This window comes from Sphingobium sp. HWE2-09 (assembly GCF_035989265.1).
Lineage (GTDB): Bacteria > Pseudomonadota > Alphaproteobacteria > Sphingomonadales > Sphingomonadaceae > Sphingobium.
Window position 1 is genome coordinate 1,921,910 of record NZ_JAYKZX010000003.1, and the last position, 17,969, is coordinate 1,939,878.

Annotated in this window: 20 protein-coding genes; 13 read left to right on the forward strand and 7 right to left on the reverse strand. The window is 63.1% G+C overall.

What is annotated here, in order from left to right; genetic code table 11:
• Nucleotides 1–86: 86 nt before the first annotated feature.
• The 4 genes from U5A89_RS14760 to U5A89_RS14775 all read right to left on the reverse strand — a co-directional run bounded on the left by U5A89_RS14760 (nt 87) and on the right by U5A89_RS14775 (nt 4,760).
• Nucleotides 87–2,375, reverse strand: a complete 2,289-nt coding sequence (locus tag U5A89_RS14760) for a TonB-dependent receptor (RefSeq protein ID WP_338161821.1) — start codon at nt 2,373–2,375, stop codon at nt 87–89.
• Nucleotides 2,348–2,530, reverse strand: coding sequence for a hypothetical protein (locus U5A89_RS14765; RefSeq protein ID WP_338161822.1), 183 nt, complete (start codon nt 2,528–2,530; stop codon nt 2,348–2,350). The genes U5A89_RS14760 and U5A89_RS14765 overlap by 28 nt, the downstream gene beginning before the upstream one ends.
• A complete protein-coding gene (locus U5A89_RS14770) occupies nt 2,527–3,693 on the reverse strand; it encodes a PepSY-associated TM helix domain-containing protein (RefSeq protein ID WP_338161823.1) in 1,167 nt (388 codons plus the stop codon). Before U5A89_RS14770 ends, U5A89_RS14765 begins: the two co-directional genes overlap by 4 nt.
• Before the next feature lie 548 nt (nt 3,694–4,241).
• Nucleotides 4,242–4,760, reverse strand: a complete 519-nt coding sequence (locus U5A89_RS14775) for an SOS response-associated peptidase family protein (protein WP_338161824.1) — start codon at nt 4,758–4,760, stop codon at nt 4,242–4,244.
• Nucleotides 4,761–4,798: 38 nt separating this feature from the next.
• Here U5A89_RS14775 and U5A89_RS14780 point away from each other — a divergent pair, with 38 nt between their 5' ends.
• The 8 genes from U5A89_RS14780 to U5A89_RS14815 all read left to right on the forward strand — a co-directional run bounded on the left by U5A89_RS14780 (nt 4,799) and on the right by U5A89_RS14815 (nt 12,982).
• A complete protein-coding gene (locus tag U5A89_RS14780) occupies nt 4,799–5,428 on the forward strand; it encodes an SOS response-associated peptidase (protein WP_338161825.1) in 630 nt (209 codons plus the stop codon).
• Nucleotides 5,425–5,862, forward strand: coding sequence for a DUF1810 domain-containing protein (locus tag U5A89_RS14785; RefSeq protein ID WP_338161826.1), 438 nt, complete (start codon nt 5,425–5,427; stop codon nt 5,860–5,862). The genes U5A89_RS14780 and U5A89_RS14785 overlap by 4 nt, the downstream gene beginning before the upstream one ends.
• 82 nt (nt 5,863–5,944) lie before the next feature.
• On the forward strand, nt 5,945–6,721 hold the full coding sequence (locus U5A89_RS14790; protein WP_338161827.1) for an ImuA family protein: 777 nt from the start codon (nt 5,945–5,947) through the stop codon (nt 6,719–6,721).
• A gap of 124 nt (nt 6,722–6,845) precedes the next feature.
• Entirely contained in the window at nt 6,846–8,444 is a 1,599-nt protein-coding gene (locus U5A89_RS14795; RefSeq protein WP_338161828.1) for a Y-family DNA polymerase, read from the forward strand.
• Nucleotides 8,441–11,722: an error-prone DNA polymerase gene (locus U5A89_RS14800; protein WP_338161829.1), complete on the forward strand. Its 3,282-nt coding sequence runs from the start codon at nt 8,441–8,443 to the stop codon at nt 11,720–11,722. The genes U5A89_RS14795 and U5A89_RS14800 overlap by 4 nt, the downstream gene beginning before the upstream one ends.
• Nucleotides 11,709–12,026, forward strand: a complete 318-nt coding sequence (locus U5A89_RS14805; RefSeq protein WP_338161830.1) for a hypothetical protein — start codon at nt 11,709–11,711, stop codon at nt 12,024–12,026. Before U5A89_RS14800 ends, U5A89_RS14805 begins: the two co-directional genes overlap by 14 nt.
• Before the next feature lie 45 nt (nt 12,027–12,071).
• Nucleotides 12,072–12,650 (forward strand): alpha-ketoglutarate-dependent dioxygenase AlkB, encoded by a 579-nt coding sequence (locus U5A89_RS14810; RefSeq protein WP_338161831.1) that lies wholly within the window; start codon nt 12,072–12,074, stop codon nt 12,648–12,650.
• A complete protein-coding gene (locus U5A89_RS14815) occupies nt 12,647–12,982 on the forward strand; it encodes a hypothetical protein (protein ID WP_338161832.1) in 336 nt (111 codons plus the stop codon). Before U5A89_RS14810 ends, U5A89_RS14815 begins: the two co-directional genes overlap by 4 nt.
• Here U5A89_RS14815 and xth read toward each other — a convergent pair.
• Nucleotides 12,979–13,776, reverse strand: coding sequence for an exodeoxyribonuclease III (gene xth / locus U5A89_RS14820; RefSeq protein ID WP_338161833.1), 798 nt, complete (start codon nt 13,774–13,776; stop codon nt 12,979–12,981). The genes U5A89_RS14815 and xth overlap by 4 nt on opposite strands.
• A 31-nt stretch (nt 13,777–13,807) precedes the next feature.
• Nucleotides 13,808–14,377 (reverse strand): 3'-5' exonuclease, encoded by a 570-nt coding sequence (locus tag U5A89_RS14825; protein ID WP_338161834.1) that lies wholly within the window; start codon nt 14,375–14,377, stop codon nt 13,808–13,810.
• Nucleotides 14,378–14,483: 106 nt separating this feature from the next.
• On the opposite strand from U5A89_RS14825, the gene U5A89_RS14830 reads away from it, so the two are divergent.
• The 5 genes from U5A89_RS14830 to U5A89_RS14850 all read left to right on the forward strand — a co-directional run bounded on the left by U5A89_RS14830 (nt 14,484) and on the right by U5A89_RS14850 (nt 17,242).
• The gene (locus U5A89_RS14830; protein ID WP_338161835.1) at nt 14,484–15,098 is read left to right on the forward strand and encodes a YbhB/YbcL family Raf kinase inhibitor-like protein; all 615 of its coding nucleotides are present in this window, start codon (nt 14,484–14,486) and stop codon (nt 15,096–15,098) included.
• Nucleotides 15,095–15,571, forward strand: a complete 477-nt coding sequence (locus U5A89_RS14835) for a DUF3429 domain-containing protein (protein ID WP_338161836.1) — start codon at nt 15,095–15,097, stop codon at nt 15,569–15,571. The genes U5A89_RS14830 and U5A89_RS14835 overlap by 4 nt, the downstream gene beginning before the upstream one ends.
• 5 nt (nt 15,572–15,576) lie before the next feature.
• Nucleotides 15,577–16,068 carry a metallophosphoesterase gene (locus U5A89_RS14840; protein ID WP_338161837.1) on the forward strand — a complete coding sequence of 164 codons (492 nt, stop codon included), beginning with the start codon at nt 15,577–15,579 and terminating at the stop codon, nt 16,066–16,068.
• A gap of 165 nt (nt 16,069–16,233) precedes the next feature.
• Nucleotides 16,234–17,040 carry a S1/P1 nuclease gene (locus U5A89_RS14845; protein ID WP_338161838.1) on the forward strand — a complete coding sequence of 269 codons (807 nt, stop codon included), beginning with the start codon at nt 16,234–16,236 and terminating at the stop codon, nt 17,038–17,040.
• A gap of 1 nt (nt 17,041) precedes the next feature.
• A complete protein-coding gene (locus U5A89_RS14850) occupies nt 17,042–17,242 on the forward strand; it encodes a DUF5818 domain-containing protein (protein WP_338161839.1) in 201 nt (66 codons plus the stop codon).
• A gap of 57 nt (nt 17,243–17,299) precedes the next feature.
• Here U5A89_RS14850 and U5A89_RS14855 read toward each other — a convergent pair whose 3' ends face one another.
• Nucleotides 17,300–17,728 carry a DoxX family protein gene (locus tag U5A89_RS14855; RefSeq protein ID WP_338161840.1) on the reverse strand — a complete coding sequence of 143 codons (429 nt, stop codon included), beginning with the start codon at nt 17,726–17,728 and terminating at the stop codon, nt 17,300–17,302.
• Between the last annotated feature and the right edge of the window lie 241 nt (nt 17,729–17,969).

The following is a 17,969-nucleotide window of genomic DNA, read 5'->3' on the forward strand; positions in this document are numbered from 1 at the left end:
ACGCACGTCGATTGTTAAGGGTCCCTCCGTTGAACAGGTGGAAAACGGTATCGGAGCTGATCGGTCGCGGCATTTCCGATCGCACCTTAAAGGTCGATGGATGCCGACAGTTTGAAGGTGCGCGGTGCGCCTTGGAGAAGATCAGGTCGGGAGCTGTCGAAGGCCGTCGCCCAATAGCGCTTGTTCGTGATGTTATCGACGCTGAACCGCAGCGTGAGCGGCTTGTCCGCCACCAGCGCGACGTAGCGAGCACCCGCATCGAACCGCGTCCAGCTCGGCAACTCGAGCGTGTTATTATTGTTGGCGGGCTGGTCGCCGGTGTAGACGACGCGACCGGTCAGCGTAAGCGCTCGAATAAACGGAATGTCCCATTCGACATTGCCGTTCATCAGATAGTCGGGGACACCCGAGACCTTGTTGCCCTCGTTAAGGCCGTTGGTCTGACGGCGGAGGCGAGCGTCGATGACAGATCCACCGGCAATGACGCGAAGGCCGTCAACCGGCTCCGCCTGCACGCTTAGCTCGATGCCGCGGTTGCGCTGCAGGCCGGAGGCCACAAACCTTGCTGAATTGGCAGGCGGAGCAGGCACGCGTTCCAGGATCTGCGTGGCGCGATCGGTCGTGAAGAACGACAGGCTTGCGGTCACCGAGTCAAAGGTGAGCTTGCCGCCGACCTCGTACTGCGTCGACTTGTAGGGTTCGAGCGCCTCGCCCACGTTCACAATATTAAACCCGCCGCTCATCGCCGGGGCGATCGCACCCTGAACCAGTGCCTCGATGCGATTGGCGTAGAGCGAGAGGCCGGCGACCGGCTTGACAACCAGTCCGACCACCGGCGTGACCGCATCCTTGCTGTACTCGGCGGAAAGTCCGCCAGCCGCGATGCCGCGGTTCGGGATGGCGTTCGCCGCATAGGTCTTCACCGTGATCTGCTGCAGGCGCAGGCCGCCGGTCAGCAGGATGTGGTCATCAAGGAAGCCAACCGTGTCCGATGCGAACGTCGTCAGCAGTCGGATGCGCGAGATGGGGAACGGATCGGCCATGTTGCCCCCGCGCGACGTGACGGTCCCCGGCTCGGGGACGGTGACGGGATCGTAGATGTTGTTCGTGCCGGACGAGATCGCATAGAACTCGAACGCGTTGCGGTTGACCAGCCAGTTCATCGTCCCACCGAAGTTGAACTCGTGCGTGATGCCACCGGCGGCGAGCTTCACCCGAATGCCCGCCTGCAGCGCCTCGTTGTTGTCGGTGCGGGGAATGCGCGAGCCCGAGACGGAGGCGGCCCCAGTCGTGGCGTTCAGCAGCGAGAGCGTGCTGTAGTATCCGTCCTCGGATCCGTCACGCGCGCCGAAGGCCGCGTAGACCATCGTATTATCGGCCAGGTCATATTCCGCTCTGAACTGACCGTAGATGTCACGAAGGTCCGTAAAGTAGTAGGGCTGACCATAATTCGCGGCCGCCTTCGGCACTCTTGGGATCGCGGTGATCGCCGCGGGTAGCGTCAACTTTGGGCGAAGCTGGTTCACGCGGACCTTCTGATATGCGAGGTGGAGGGACAGGCGTAGCGGGCCGCTATCATAGTCGATCGCCCCACCAAGCAGATACGCGCTGCGGAACTCGTTATCGATCCCGACGTCGCCCCGGCGCGCAGCACCGTTGACCCGCACGCCCCATTCGCCATTCGCGCCGAAGCGACGACTGAAATCGAAGTTCCCACCGAAATGGGCGCTCGATGTGTAGTTGGCCGTCAGCCGGGTGAGCGGCTTCGCGCCTGCGCGCTTGGGCATGAGGTTTACGCTACCGCCAATTGCCGTCCCGCCCGGTGCCGCGCCGTTTAGAAACGCGCTAGATCCGTTCAGCACCTGCACCGATTCATAAAGCTCGGGCGCGATCAGCTGCCGCGGGGTGATCCCGTAGAGACCATCGAAGCCGATATCGTCGCCCGCCAGCGCGAACCCGCGGATTACGAACTGTTCGGCCGCGTTGCCGAACCCGTAGCTGGTGCGCACGGAGGGATCGTTGTCAAGCACCTGGCCGAGGGTTTGCGGCTGCTGATTGAGGATCAGCGCGCTGTTGTAGCTCTTGACAGCGAACGGCACGTCCTCGGCCTTCTTGTTTCCAAGGACACCGATACTCCCCCCGTGTGTCACGCCGGTCTGGTTCTCCCGCTGCGCGGTGACGATGATCTTGTCGGCGCTCTGCTCGGCACCTTGATCGGCATCCTGCGCCTGTGCCGGCATCGCCAATGCGATGGCCGACGCTTTAAGCGTCAGGCGAAGGGCGGTGCATAAGCGGGTCGTCATCAATTCAATCCCCCATTGGCGCGGCTGTCCCGCGCGCAGGTCTTTTAGGAACGGCGGGCCTTCATCGCCCAAGCCACAGTGAGGACGGGCACGGCTAGGCCCGCCCATGAAAGCACATCCCGCCATCCGTCGCCGGTCAGCGCAGCGACCAGCGCCACAGCGCTCAGGAAACCGATCGCCATCGGCCCTGCGAAGATCGCAGTCAGACCTTGCGGTGATCGCTTCATCCAGCGGGCGCCGAGATACCGCCGGTCTCCACCTCGCGCACGTGCGCAGCGGGCGAGGCTCCGCGCTTCCCGAGCCACAGGTAGAGGCCCGAAACGAGTATCACGATCGTGATAAGGTCCAGCGCGGCCCACAGGATCTTGAGCGGCAGGCCGCCATAATCGCCGAAGTGCAGCGGACGGGAGAGGGAGAGCGACTTGTTATACCAGGGCATTGTGCGCGCAGCCGTGAAAGTGCCGGTCTCGGCGTCAATCAGCGCGGGCGTCAGCAGGCGTTCGGTCAGCGGCGTGTCGCCCTGAAAGAACACGGCGTAGTGGTGGTTCGAACTGAAGCTGCCACCCGGGAAACCGATGAACTGGGGGTTATTGCCCGGAAGCGCCTTGCGCGCCTCGGCCATCGCACTGTCCAGTGATCCATAGCGCGATGGAGGGAGTGCCCCCTTGCCGGCATATTCCCGCGTCAGCGCGGCAAGCTCGTTGCGGCGCCACAGCTGGTTGATGGGCTTCTCGAGCGTGTTGATGACGCCGGTGACTCCGACGACGACCATCCATGCCACCGCCACGATGCCCAGCAGGTTGTGATAGTCGATCCACTTCAGCCGGGTGCTACGCGACGTGCGGATCGTGCCGAACGCGAGCTTGCGCATGAACGGGGCGTAGAGGACCACGCCCGATACGATCGCGGCGATAAACAGAAGGCCCATGCCGCCGAGGAACAGTTCGCCCGGCAGGCCGAGGAACATGTCCGTGTGCAGCTCGAGAAGGAAGTGCATCACGCCCTCCTCGTCCTCCTGACCGATCCGGCGGCCGGTCGAGCGATCAAAAACCTGGATGGTCATCTCAGCGCCCGGCGAGTTCGGCTGCGGACCCGTCGTGATCGTCATCGAGGGCTGGTCGTTATCGAATGCCATGAATAGCGGGACCTCACCCGGGCGCGCCGCCAAAGCCTTCTCCATCATCTGGTCGAGCGGCACCAGACCCGGGCTGTTGCTCGACGAACCCACACCCGGCATCCCGAACTGCATGGTCTCGCCGGTCAAGCGATCAATCTCGTCGTGAAATATCAGCGGTAGCCCGGTGATACAGAGCATCAGCAGGAACAGGGTGCAGACAAGGCTGGACCATTTGTGGACTAGGAACCATCCACGGATTGTTGGGCTCTTCATGGACGAGAGTGCCATTTATATGCTACTAATTCGCAATTGCTGACTAGTCGATCTGGATTGCCGGTGTCAATCGGGGGACAGGCGGATCTATCAGACACCGCCTGACACTTTAGGGGGGGCGATGATGGCGGCGAATGTGCTCGAAATCGAGCGCGCAGCACCATGCCCATCTCGCCTAATCAGCCCGTCGACGGACTCGTTGCTCAGTCTTGCTGATGTGCGCCCTTTTCGGTTTCACTGTTGATATGCAGAACGTGCCACTCTCGCGCAGCATCGACATTTCCCAAGCAACGGTACGCATGTGGGGGAAAGGTCCGGGCCGATGTTCACCTGAGACATCCGTTGCCAGTCGATCGGCTGCTTGCGTGTATTCCCGCACGGGGGTTGCGGACTGTGAGCATTTCCGCTCAGTATCGGCGAGTTGCAATGCAACCTGTCAGTCACGGACAACCGAATAATACCTCTCAACCCATCGAGAGTCACCGTGACGATCCCTGGACTTGCCTCAAGCTAGCTATGCAAAGGGCATCATCGCAACGCCGCATCAACTAAAGCGCGAAGCTCGATTGTCGCGGCAAGGTCAGTATCTCTTCCACCAGAAATGTGCCGAACGGCGGCGTTACGATTAGTTCATCCTCCGGCACAGCATGACTCAACCACTTCTGCACATCCCGCCGTTCGATCACCGCCCCATGCCGCGCTTGGTAACGGATGATCTCGGGATTGGCATCGACCGTGATGATCCGGTAGCTGACCGGCCAGTCCCCCATGGCCGGCTCCCAAATCGCGGCGAGGTAGAAGAAGTTGCCATCCTCACGAAACGCGCGAAACTTCTTATCGCCATTACGGATGTGGAACTCAGAGGCTGCGACGAGACAGCGGTTTGTTGGAAAGCGCTTCCCTTCCGCCCGGATAAATTCATAGCTCACGCCATCGCTGAAGTGGGGATTGGAACCCCAGGCCGCCTCGATCATCTCGATCTCTTGTGGATCATCTGGATTGCGCCGAATGATGGCACGGCGGCTTGCAACGGCGTCCATGTCGAAGGGTATGGCTTTCGAGTCCATGGCGCGAACATACAGGGAACGATCGGCAGGAGCAATCGATGTGCAATGACTACCGGCTGCTGGTCGATCTGGCATCGATCGTCGAGGACTTCGATAACCTGTCGATCAAGATCACAATGCCCGAAGGGGCGCCCAATGTGCCCGCGCGCGAAGATATCCGCATCACCGACATGGCGCCAATCGTTCGCGCTGTCGAAGGAGCGCCTCGTGCGGCGGAACTCGTCAACCGCCGCTGGAGCTGGCCAAGCCCCAAGGGCAAGCCGGTCTACAATTTCCGCAGCGAGGGCCGGCAGTTTGAATCGCATCGGTGTTTGATCCTAGCAGATGGCTTTTACGAGTTCACCGATCCTTCCGAGCCCAAACAGAAGCGGCTCAATAAATGGCTCTTCACCATGGCTGGCCATCCATGGTTCTGCATCGCCGGCATCTGGCGCATCTGGCGCAAGAGCGCGGTGGGTGAAGCCTTCACCATGCTGACCATGGACGCCGGGCCCGACGTTGCCCCCTATCACCACCGCCAGATTGTTCCGCTGACCCGCGACCAGTGGGCTGACTGGCTCGATCCAACGGTGCCGGCCGCCCAGGTGCTGCGCTGGCTTCCGCAGGGAAGCCTGCCGGTGACCCAGGTCTATGGAGCCCCGCCAGCGCAGGGAGCGCTTGTCCTGTGAGAGCGCATGATCTCGCCCGCTTTGTCGATGCGCAGTCCGACAGCTACGACACCGCCCTGGCTGAAATTCGCTCAGGCCAGAAGCGCTCGCACTGGATGTGGTTCATCTTCCCGCAGCTGCGCGGCCTCGGCCACAGCGCGATGGCGCAGCATTATGGCATCGCCTCGCTCGATGAGGCCCGGACTTATCTATCCCACCCGGTGCTTGGCCCCCGCTACCGCACCTGCATCGAGGCCGTCGACGCGCTCGGCACGGATGATCCTGTCGCCGTTTTCGGCACAACCGACGCCATGAAGCTGCGTTCGTCCCTCACCCTGTTCGAGGCAGCGGAGCCATCGCAGCTAATCGACAATGTGCTGCACCGTTTCTTCAACGGCGGGCGAGACGCCGCGACTCAGCAGATGCTGTCGGCGTCCAAAAACGCAACAGTTTGAAGTGGAACATCGGCAAAATTGTCGCCTTGACGAACCTCGGTTGTGTAAGGAACATAAAGGGAACATTTGAGTCGATGTTCCCATGTCCGTTCGTTCGCCCCTTCCCGCCTCGTCGGCGGCCGATCCCGTTGCAAAGCTGCGTGAAGCGGTCATGCGGACGCGTGGCCAATCGACGCTAAGCCTGCCCTTCGGCATTGAGCTCATGGACGAAAGGCTGGCCAGCGGGGGCGTTGACGGCGCTGGTCTTCATGAGTTTGCCGCCGCCTCATCCAGTCTCAATGACGACGCCGCCGCCACGCTCTTTCTCGCCGGCATAGCCGCGCGGTTCGCGGCAGATGCTGGCCAGACCGTCTGCTGGGCGATGACGGCCTTCGATCTCTATGCGCCCGGGCTGGAACAGGTCGGTCTTGGACCGGATAAGCTGCTCTACGCGCAGGGCCGCAAGGATGTAGACATCCTTGCGATCGCAGAGGATGCGTTGCGCGATGGATCGCTTGCCTGCGTGATAGCGGAGGTGAAGTCTGCCGACATGACTGCGACCCGGCGGCTGCAGCTGGCCGCTTCGGACGGTCAGACACCCATCCTCCTCTACCGTCGCCATCGGTCGCGCGATCGTTGCCCCCTCGCCTCGCCCTCCTCCGCCATGACGCGGTGGCGCATAGGCTGCGCGCCATCGGAGCGACTGCCCTGGCCAGGCGTCGGTCGCGCCCGCTGGCAGGTCGCGCTTGTCCGCCAGCGCAATGGCGATCCCTTTTCCCTCGAACTGGAGGCGTGCGATGCCAAGGGTCGCCTCGCTCTTCCTGCCCCATCTCGCGATCGAGCGGCTGCGCAGGACGGCGCCATCAACCGCGCTGCCTAACGCAGGGCCCCGGCCGCGCTTTGCGGAAGCTGTAGATGACAATCCGGGCGCATGCTCCGTGCCACGGGGCGGTGGATGGCGGCCAGGCGCGCGATGGGCGCGGGACGGGGCGATCAGTGGTCGCTTGTCGCAGGCAGCGATCGACGCGCTGCCTGCGCATCAGCGACCGACCATGCGCGAGATGGGACGACGCAGCGAGCATGCCGAACATCCCTTCAAGGCGATGCCGTCCGACGAAGTGGGTAGCGCGACGTCCGCGCCGCAGCTCAGCTGGGCAACGCTTTGGGGACGCCCCACCGTGCTCGTTCTGCGGACAGGGCAGCGCGATGTCATCACCGCTGCCTGCCCGGTGGCGCTCGACCTTGGCCTGCGCCCCGGCATGGTCGCGGCGCATGCCCGCGCGCTGGTAGCCGATCTCGATGTCAGAGACGCCGACCCGGACGCAGATCACGCGCTGCTTGATCGGCTGGCGCTTCATGCTGCGCGGCATTGGACACCCACTGCAAGCGTATCGGGTAAGGATGGCCTCTGGCTTGACCTTACCGGCACCACCCACCTGTTCGGCGGCGAAGAGCGCTTCTGCCGTCGGCTGCTCGCATTTCTCAAGCGCCTCGGCCTGACCGGTCGCATCGCGATTGCCGCCACGCCCGGTGCTGCTCATGCACTGGCGCGGTTTGGCACTAGCGATAGCATGCTGCTTGCGTCTGGCCAGGAAGCGCAAGCTCTCGCAGATCTGCCGCTCGGCGCGCTCCGCCTCGAACCAGAGGCACTGGCCTCGGCGGCCCGGTTCGGCATCGAACGCATCGCCGATCTCTACCCCATGCCGCGTGGGCCACTTGCCCGTCGGCTCGGGCTCAGGACAGTCGAGCGGCTGGATCAGGCGCGAGGGCTGATGGCTGAACCGATCGTCCCTGTCGTGCCAACGGAAGCACCGCTCGTGACGCGTCATCTGCTCGAGCCCATCGGCACTCCCGAAAGCATCGCGCAGGTCATCTCCGACCTTGTCGACGATCTGGTGGCCGTGCTCCTCGAGCGTGGAGTTGGCGCGCGCATGGTCCTGCTCACAGCGGTGCGGGTGGATGGCGAGCCCCAGCGCCTGATGGTCGGCGCTTCACGTGCAACGCGCGATTCCAGGCACTTGAAGCGCATGTTCGGGCTCAGGCTTGCGCAACTCGAGCCTGGCCTCGGCATCGAAACGATGCATCTGGCCGTGCCCCATCACGAACCACTTGGTGCCGAAACCATGGGCGCGCTGCTCGAAACATCGCGCAAGGGGCGCGATCTTGCGCCGCTTGTCGACCAGCTGAGCGCGCGCGCCGGGGAAGCTGCATTGTTTCGTCTGACCGCCCATGAAAGCGATGTGCCCGAACGCGCCGCCAGGCGCATAAAACCGCTGTTGACGCCAACAGGCTGGCCGCGATGGAAACGCCCCGTGCGCTTGCTGCGCCGACCCGAACTTCTGTCCAATGTCGTCGCACTGATGCCCGACCACCCGCCGCGCCGGTTTACCTGGCGGCGGCAGGATTATCACGTCGTGGCGGGCGACGGCCCCGAGCGCATTCATGGCGAGTGGTGGCGCGCCGATGTCGAGAAATGGGCGGTGCGGGACTATTTCCGGGTTGAGGCACAGGGGGGCGAGCGCTTCTGGCTGTTCCGACGCGGCGACGGCGTCGATCCCGACACTGGTGACTTAAGCTGGCACCTGCACGGGTTGTTCGGATGAGTGCCAACCTGATCCCTGCCACTAGCTATGTCGAACTGCAGGTCACCAGCCACTTCTCCTTCCTGCGCGGCGCATCCTCACCCGAAGAACTGTTCTCGGCGGCGGCGCTTTTGGGGCACGGTGCAATGGGGCTTGCCGACCGAGCTTCGGTGGCCGGCGTGGTGCGTGGCTGGGCGGGGCAGAAGGCGACCGGCGTGCGCATGATCCCGGGCAGCCGGGTCGACCTCACCGACGGGCGCGCATTGCTGCTCTACCCCCGGACCCGCACCGCCTGGTCGCAACTGACGCGCCTCCTCTCGATCGGCAAGGCCCGCGGCGGCAAAGGGTGTTGCATTCTCGAATGGGCCGACGTCGTAGCGCATGCTGACGACATGGTCGCGATCCTCATCCCCGACATGCCGAACGCGGTGACCGCTGATCATTTGCGCGAGCTGCACGCCGTCTTTGGCGAACGCGGCTTTTGCGTCCTGTCGCTGCGTCGGCGCCCGGACGACGCCGATCGGCTGCATCGGCTCGACACGCTCGCGCATACCCAGGGCGTTCGCTGCGTTGCCACGGGCGATGTTCTCTATCACAGCAGCGAACGACGACCGTTGCAGGATGTCGTGAGCGCCATCCGCGAGCGATGCACCATCGATGAGCTGGGCTTCCGGCGCGAGCGCTTCATGGACCGGAACCTCAAATCACCGGCCGAGATGGAACGGCGCTTCGCCGCTTTCCCCGATGCCATCCAGGCGAGCGCCGACATCGCCGCGCAATGCACATTCGACCTTGGAGAAATCCAGTATCAATATCCCTATGAGCAGGTGATGGAGGGCCGCACCGCGCAGGAAGCGCTGGCGGCATTGACGGAGCAGGCCGCAGCCCTTCACTTTCCCGATGGCGTACCGCAGCGCTACCGCCAGCAGATCGATCATGAGCTAAAGCTCATCGCCGAGCTCGACTATGCGCCTTATTTCCTGACGGTGCATTCGATCGTCGCGGAAAGCCGGCGGCGCGGCATTCTGTGCCAGGGGCGTGGTTCGGCGGCCAATAGCTGCGTCTGCTTTCTCCTCGGTGTCACATCGATAGATCCGATCGAACATGAACTGCTCTTCGAGCGCTTCGTCTCGGGCGAGCGGCGCGAGCCGCCCGACATCGACGTCGACTTCGAGCATGAGCGGCGCGAGGAGATCATCCAGTGGATCTATGAGAGCTACGGCCGCGACCGCTCGGCGTTGACGGCAGTGGTGACCCGCTACCGCACCCGCGGCGCCGTTGCAGAAGTCGGGAAGGCGCTTGGCCTGCCACGCGATCTCACCAAGATGCTGACTGGCCTGGTCTGGGGCTGGTCGATGGACGGCATTCCGCAGGAGCAGATCGAGAGCCTCAACCTCAATGCCGAGGATCATCGCCTCAAGCTCACGCTCGACCTTGCCCGCCAGCTGATCGGGACGCCCCGCCACCTCTCCCAGCATCCCGGCGGCTTTGTTCTGACCCAGGACCGGCTCGACGATCTGGTGCCGATCGAACCGGCGCGCATGGAGGATCGGCAGATCATCGAATGGGACAAGGACGACATCGACGCCTTGAAGTTCATGAAGGTCGATGTGCTGGGTCTTGGCATGCTCGGCTGCATGAACCGCGCCTTCACCCTGCTTGAACAGGAGAAGGGCGTCACAAAGACCATGGCCGACTTGCAGGACGATGATCCTCGCGTGTTCAGCATGATCCAGAAGGCCGACACGCTTGGCACCTTCCAGATCGAGAGCCGGGCGCAGATGTCGATGCTGCCGCGCATGAAGCCGCGCGAGTTCTACGATCTGGTCATCCAGGTCGCGATCGTGCGTCCCGGCCCGATCCAGGGCGACATGGTCCATCCCTATCTTCGCCGCCGCGAAGGCAAGGAGACGCCGGAATATCCCAAGCCCGAGCTGCGGGCTGTTCTGCAAAAGACGCTGGGTGTCCCGCTCTTCCAGGAACAGGCGATGAAGGTCGCGATCGTCGGCGCTGGCTTTACGCCGGTCGAGGCCGACCAGCTGCGCCGCGCCATGGCGACGTTCAAGCTCACCGGCGGGGTCAGCCATTTCTACGACAAGCTGGTCGGCGGGATGATCGCCAACGGCTATTCGAAGGAATTTGCCGAGCGCACCTTCAAGCAGATCGAGGGGTTCGGCAGCTACGGCTTCCCCGAGAGCCACGCCGCCTCCTTCGCCAAGATCGCTTATGCGTCCTGCTGGATGAAATATCATCATCCCGACGTCTTCTGCGCCGCGCTGCTCAACGCGCAGCCAATGGGCTTCTATGCGCCCGCCCAGATCGTGCGGGACGCGCGCAATCATGGGGTCGAAGTGCGTCCTGTCTCGATCAACCATAGCCATTGGGACTGCACGCTGGAACAGACAGGCGGGCGCTATCTGGCGGTGCGCCTGGGGTTCCGCAACGTGCGTGGGTTGGCCAACGCCCATAGCGCGGCCATCGTCGCCGCGCGTGGTCCAGCGCCCTATGATAGCGTCGAGGATGTCTGGCGGCGAGCCAGGGTGCCCCGCGCCGCAATCGAGCGCCTGGCCGAAGCTGACGCTTTCCATTGCCTCGCGCAGGATCGGCGGCAGGGCCTGTGGAAGGTGAAGGGCCTTGGCGAAGCACCCCTGCCCCTGTTCGCAGCCGCCGATGCCCGCGCCGGTCTCTTCTCGCCGGAGGGGTTGGAGCCCGATGTGGCGCTCACACCCATGACCGCCGGCCGCGAGGTGGTCGAGGATTATCGCTCCACCCAGCTGTCGCTACGCGGCCATCCCCTGCAATTCCTGCGCGCTGAGCTCGACGCCATGCGGATCGTGCGCTGCGCCGATCTTCCCTCGATCCGTGATGGGCGCAACATCGAGGTGGCGGGCGTCATCCTCGTGCGCCAGCGGCCCGGCTCCGCCAAGGGCGTGCTGTTCGTCACGATCGAAGACGAGACCGGTGTCGCGCAGGGCATCCTCTGGCCCGACCGGTTCGAGACCTATCGCCGGCAGGTGATGTCCGCCTCCATGATCGCCATGCGGGGACGGCTGCAAAAGGAAGGCGAGGTGATCCACATCATCTGCGATCGCATCGTCGATCATGACGCGATGCTACGTTCGATCGGACGGATGGACTTCACCGTTGCACCAGGCCGGGGCGACGGTGCCTCGCATGGCGGTGGGCCCGATCCACGCGACCCGGCATTTCCAAGCGGTCGCACCTTGTCCTCGCCGCCATTCACCACGCGTGCCCCGCAGGGTGAGCTCCTGCCCATCCGCAGCCATGACTTCCACTGAAATGACGGTGAGCTCGGCAGGAACGATCATGCGTGCGCTTGATGTGCTGCGCGAGGCAGCGGCCATGAAGAGCCAAGCGCGCACGCGCGGGGTCGCGCTTGCTCTCTGGGTGCTGCGTGGTCATTGCCCTGACGAGTGGCTGGTCGCCTTCTGGGACGCAGCAGGCTCGGATCATGAAATCGGGCGCAGCCAGGGCATGCATGCAGCTTACAACGGCATTGTGCGGCAGGTGCGAACTCGGGGCGGCCTGTCGCAAGCGGCTGCACCCCTGCAATCGGCAGCGGCGGGCCCTATATCTTCATGAGCGCATGAGACCGACCGTCCCCCGCACCGCCACGCAATGGCTTGAATGACCGCGATGTTCGAACTGTTCGACACACCTGCCGTTCCCGGGCTCGCTCTGCGGGAAGCCATGCTGACCGACGCTGAGGAAGCTGCGCTCATCAGGCATATCGATGGCGCCGCCCTCACCCCCTTTCGCTTCCAGCAATGGACGGGCAAGCGCCTCACCTACTCCTATGGCTGGAACTATGATTTCGAACATGTCCGCTTCGCACCCGCCGAGCCGATGCCCGACTGGCTCCTCGATGTGCGACAACGGGCGTCTGCCTTTGCTGGCCTTGCGGCAAATGATCTCGTCCAGGCGCTGCTGATCCGCTATGATCCGGGAGGGGGCATCGGCTGGCACAAGGACAGGCCGGTGTTCGAGCATGTCGTCGGCATCTCGCTTGGCAATGAAGCCGTCCTGCGCCTGCGCCGTCGGAACGCCGCCGGATTCGAGCGTGCCAAGGTCTCGCTGCCGCCGCGCTCCTTCTATCATCTTTCGGGTGAGGTGCGGCACGGCTGGGAACATAGCATCGCGCCCATGGAGGTGCCGCGCTGGTCGATCACATTCCGCAGCCTGTCGGACAAGGGCCGCCTGGCGTGAACGGTCGATCTTACCCTACAACACCCGACGGACGGTATTTCGTGGTGCGCGGGCGGCTCTGGCGCACGAGCAACCCTGCGCTCGAGCCAGAGCTGCGCGAGCGTCTGGTCAAGGAACTGATGGATGCGCGACGCGCGGTCGGAGCCGCCAGGCGCAATGCCGATCATGCCGCCGAAACAGCCGCACATGAAGCGGTCGATCGCGCCAAGGTGGCGCTTGGCGAGCGCGGCCCGGTCTGGTGGGACGATGGCGCGCCAGACCTCAATCGCCATATGACTCGCACCGGACCCTATGCCCAATGGTATGCGAGCCTCCCCGAAGAACAGCGCTAGGCCTTCCGCTTGCGCTTCGGCTTGTCGGCGAGCTCCACGATGACCGGCGCATGGTCGCTGGTCTTCTCCCAGCCGCGCGGACGGCGATCGACCTCCGCCGAGATGAGCCGCGCCTCGGCCTTGTCGTTGAGCAGGACATGATCGATCCGCAGGCCTGCATCGCGCTCGAACGAATTGCGCCAATATTTCCAGAAGGTGTAGATGCGCTCGTCGGGATGAAGATGCCGCAGCGCATCGGTCCAACCCTGTTTAAGCAGCCGGGAATAGGCTTGTCGGACTTCCGGCGCGAACAGCGCGTCATCCCGCCAGCGATCGGGCACATAGACGTCGAGATCGGTCGGCATGACGTTGAAGTCGCCAGCGATCACCACCGGCGCATCGAGCGAGACGAGCGTCGAGAGATGATCGTGTAGCCGGTCGAACCAGCGCAGCTTGTAATCGAACTTCGGGCCGGGGCGCGGGTTGCCGTTGGGCAGATAAAGACCAGCAATCAGCACGCCGTTCACCGCCGCTTCGATGTAACGGCTCTGAACATCCTCCGGCTCTCCCGTAAGTCCCCGGCGCGTCTCGTGGATTTCGCCGACGCGGCTTAATATCGCGACGCCGTTCCAGCTCTTCTGCCCGAGCCAGATCGCGTCGTAGCCAAGGTCGCGGAGGGCGGCTTGCGGGAAGCGCTCGTCAGGAGCCTTCAATTCCTGCAAACACACGACGTCCGGCTCGGCAAGCTCCAGCCAGCGCAGCAGCACTGCCAGCCGTCCGTTGATCCCGTTCACATTGTAGGTCGCGATCTTCATGGGCCGACGACCTGACGAGACGAGCCGTTCATCACTCTCGCCTCGCCTGAACCATGTTCTTTACCATGCGCGTTGCCGCATCACGCACCGCAAGCCATTGCGCTCGCTCGGCTCGGGCGTCTTCGAGCGCCCGATGCGCTGGCGTATTGACCCTCACCAGCGCCTCTACCTCGGCAATGATGTCGCCGACGGAAGCAGCCAGTCGGTCAGGCGGCAGCACGGGCCGCAAGATGCTCTCGGCGGTCTCCCGCATCGCGTCGTCGCTGTCACGCAGGCGAAGCCGGTGACGCGGCAATCCCGCAGCGCGCAGCAGGGCGCTCAACCACTTGCCATCCCATGAGGGTGCGCTCGCCAGCAGGTCACGCCCGTCGAGCGCCTCGACCATGTGGGTCGCGACGACATCGTGCGGCGTGCCTTCTTCGAGCAATCGCTCTCGCGCAATGTGATGGATCGCCTCGGCCTCTCCGTCCCAATCTGTCCAGTCAGGTGCGGGCCGGATCAGATAGGCCTCAGCCTGACCGTCCTCGAATACCCAGCCGACCTCGATCGGATAGCTGCGCTTGCTCAAGGAGGAGGCTTCGAAGTCGAGAAACACGAGCATGATGGCATAACGCGTCAGCCCGACTTTTCTCCGCGCTCGTGCCTCCCACACAGGGAACGGGTTCGGCCCGGCGGCGCTTCTCCTTCGTCAACGGAGGAGATTGATCATGCTCGAACATGTGCCTGCCTGGATGGGAAAGCTCTTCTCCAATGTCCGCGCGGGGCATGAGAAGCTGTCGATCGTGAAGGCGGGGGTCAGCGTGAATACACCCATGATCGACCTTTCCAGCACGGCGTTTGCAGCTGGAGGCCGCCTGCCCGACCGCTTCACCGCCGATGGCTCGGGGATGTCACCTCCGCTGCTATGGGCTGCACTGCCGGAAGGCACCACACGCCTTGCGCTCATCGTGGAAGATCCCGATGCCCCCGCCCCTAATCCGCTCGTCCACGCAATCGTCCAGAACATGCCAGCGGATCAGGGCCGCATTGGGGAAGGCGAGATAGCAGAGGACAGCCTGCTTGCCGATCTTGTAGGCCGCAACAGCTACGGAGCGCGCGCGTGGTTGCCGCCAGATCCACCTACGGGTCATGGCAATCATGATTATGTATTTCAGCTTTTCGCTCTGAGCGCACCTGTAGAAACAGGGGATGATCCGGGGCGCTCTGACCTGATCGAGGCGATGACTAGCAAAGTGCTTGGCGCCGGCGTGCTGGTCGGCACCTATTCGCGCGGTGAGGCTGCACCATCCGAGCCTGTTGCGGCCGCGCTGGCACCCGAATGAAAGAATATTCGTCGTCACGACCGAAGGACAAAGTCCCGCTCGACAGCGTGATCTTCGGCTATGGACCGATGTTGCCCTTTCTCGCCGCCGCCGTCGGCGTCTGGTTGATGCCGCCGCCATGGCCAGGCGTTGCGCGGGACTTGGTCATTTTATGGGGCGCGCTCATACTTGCGTTCGTCGCGGGGGTGCGACGCGGCTTCGGGTTCGGCGACCCAGCAGCATCAACGTCTGCGGCGATCGCGACTATGCTGCTCTACTTCTTACCAGCGGGCATCGCGCTGGTGCTGCATTGGGCGGATCAGCCGATCCTCGCGCTGGCGGTTCTGATTGCGGGCTATGCCCTGGTTGCAATGTTCGACGCTCACGCCGCGAAAGCTGGAGACGCACCCGCCCATTTTGCACGCATAAGGCCCTCGCAGATGATGATCGCCATCGGCGGGCTGGCCGCTGTTCTCGCACATTCATGGACATAGCCCTCATGGCGATCCTCTTCACCGCTGACACCCACTTTGGCGATCACCGCACGATCAACATCCATAAGCGCCCGTTTGCTTCTGTTGCCGAAATGGATGCCCATATCTCGACGCGCTGGAACGAGGTGGTCCACCCCGACGATACCGTCTGGCACCTCGGCGATGTCGCGCGAGGTGCGGCGCATATCTCGCGTATCCAAGCCCTTAACGGCATCAAACATCTGGTGCGCGGCAATAACGATGACGACGGCTTCGCTGATGCCGACATATGGGCCAGCGTGACCCATTATGCCGAAATTGAGATCGACGATTACAGGCTCGTTCTATGTCACTACCCCTTTAGATCATGGAGCGGTCAGCATCGTGGGTCCATCAATTTGCACGGCCACAGCCATGGCAAGCTGAAGCCCATGCCCCGCCAGTTCGATGTCGGTGTGGATGCGCAGGACTATGCCCCTGTTCGGCTGGAAGACCTGCTGCGACCCAAGACCTGCTGATCCGCACCAGGCCGTGTCCTAGTCTTGCAAGAGGGCATCGCGGCCGCGATGAGTATGATGGGCTGAACGCGGCGCCATACAGATTAGCCGGCAAAGGAGCGGCCTCCCTCCCCCGGCGCCGCGTGAAAGCATTGCTTTTCTTCATTCTAAAGGCATGACGCTGTCATGCATAAACCTCTCCTCATTCTCGCTGCTTTCACCCTTTCTACACCCGCGCTCGCCTGGGGACCTACAGGTCACAGGATCACAGGTGCCATCGCTGACGAGAACCTCAGTGGCGTCGCCCGTGCCAACGTTCGTGTCCTTCTGGGCAGTGAGGATCTGGCGGAAGCTGCCACATGGCCGGACGATCAGAAGTCCAATCCGGCGCCCTTCTGGCAGAAGCAGGCGAGCCCTTGGCATTACGTCACCGTCCGTCAGGGCGACGACTATAAGGCATCCGATGCGCCGGTCGAAGGAGATGCGATGACAGCCCTGACCCGCTTCACCGCAACGCTCCGTGATCAAAAGGCATCCATGGACGATAAGCGTCTTGCCTTGCGTTTCATCGTCCACATCATCGGCGACCTCCATCAGCCGCTCCATGCTGGCGGCGGCGATGATCGCGGTGGCAACGACTTCAAGGTCACCTGGTTCGGCAAGGCATCGAACCTGCATTCGGTCTGGGATTCCGGGATGATCGAGCAGCGCGCGCTGTCCTATTCGGAATATGCTGGATGGCTCTCGCGCTCGATCACGCCAGAGCAGACGATCGCATGGACAGTGCCGACCCCATCGGTCTGGATTCATGAAAGCATCGCGCTTCGCAAGACGATCTATCCCGCCGACACCAGTCTCTCGTGGGACTATGCGTTCCAGCATCGGGCCGAACTGGATGACAGGCTGAAGCGCGCAGGCATCAGGATCGCGGCATATCTCAACCAGATTTACGATCCTGTCGGGTCGTTGTCCCCCTCCTCCAAGGGCAAGTAAAATGGCACGCGGGTCGCACCACGAGGAGACCGGCATTCTGCTCGAAGTCGGGGTCTATCCCGTACTCAGGATGGACGGCGGCGGGCAGTGGCGTCTGGATCCGTCCTGCCGCTACCGCCATATGGTTGGCCAGCGTGTCCGGGTCTTCGGCACTCGTGCCGACTTCGATGTTCTGGACGTGAAGCGGATTGAGCCCGCATGAAGCCAACCTCTCTCAACCTGGCGACCGCGTCACGCGACAAAATACCGGACATACTGGCTAGTTGAAATCCACGCTCCAACGCCCGGCACCCAGTGCAGCAAGCTGAAGAAGGCCTCCGGCCATCGCCACCTCCTTCCAGAACTGCATCGACTGCGCTGGGTCGGCGAAGTCTCCATGAAACATCGCACAGCTTAGCAATGTGAACACCACGAGCATGCCTGCAACTTCTCGCGTCTTGTATCCTATTGCGATGAGCGCACCTCCGATCGTCTCGATAAGGATTGCAACCACTAGCGCCACCACCGGCAACGGGATCCCAGCCGCAACCATGCAGGCTTTGAACCTGACTGGATCCTCGACCTTGGCGATGCCGCTCAATAGAAAGACCGGCGACATAGCGAGGCGTCCAAGAAGCTGAAGCAGATCGCCTACCGCCGTCGAGAGCGGATCGATGCGCCGCCCCCTATCGGTCGGATTGGCGTTCATCGCTGCCTCCTCCTATCCACAAGCGCAGATGCACAATCCTTCTCAGCAAGTGCCTCGTCAGCAGCGACCGGCGAGAGGGGCCGCGAAAACTCCAGAAATAGCTCAGCGCAAGACTTCAAGATGGCACTCTGCCCCGCCTAGCCCTCTGCCATTTTCGCGTGGAAGGCAGGAAAGCTGCGTCACAACGACCTTCTTGTTGCATGATGCGCTCAATGAACCCTCTGCCATCGACACAGCGTCG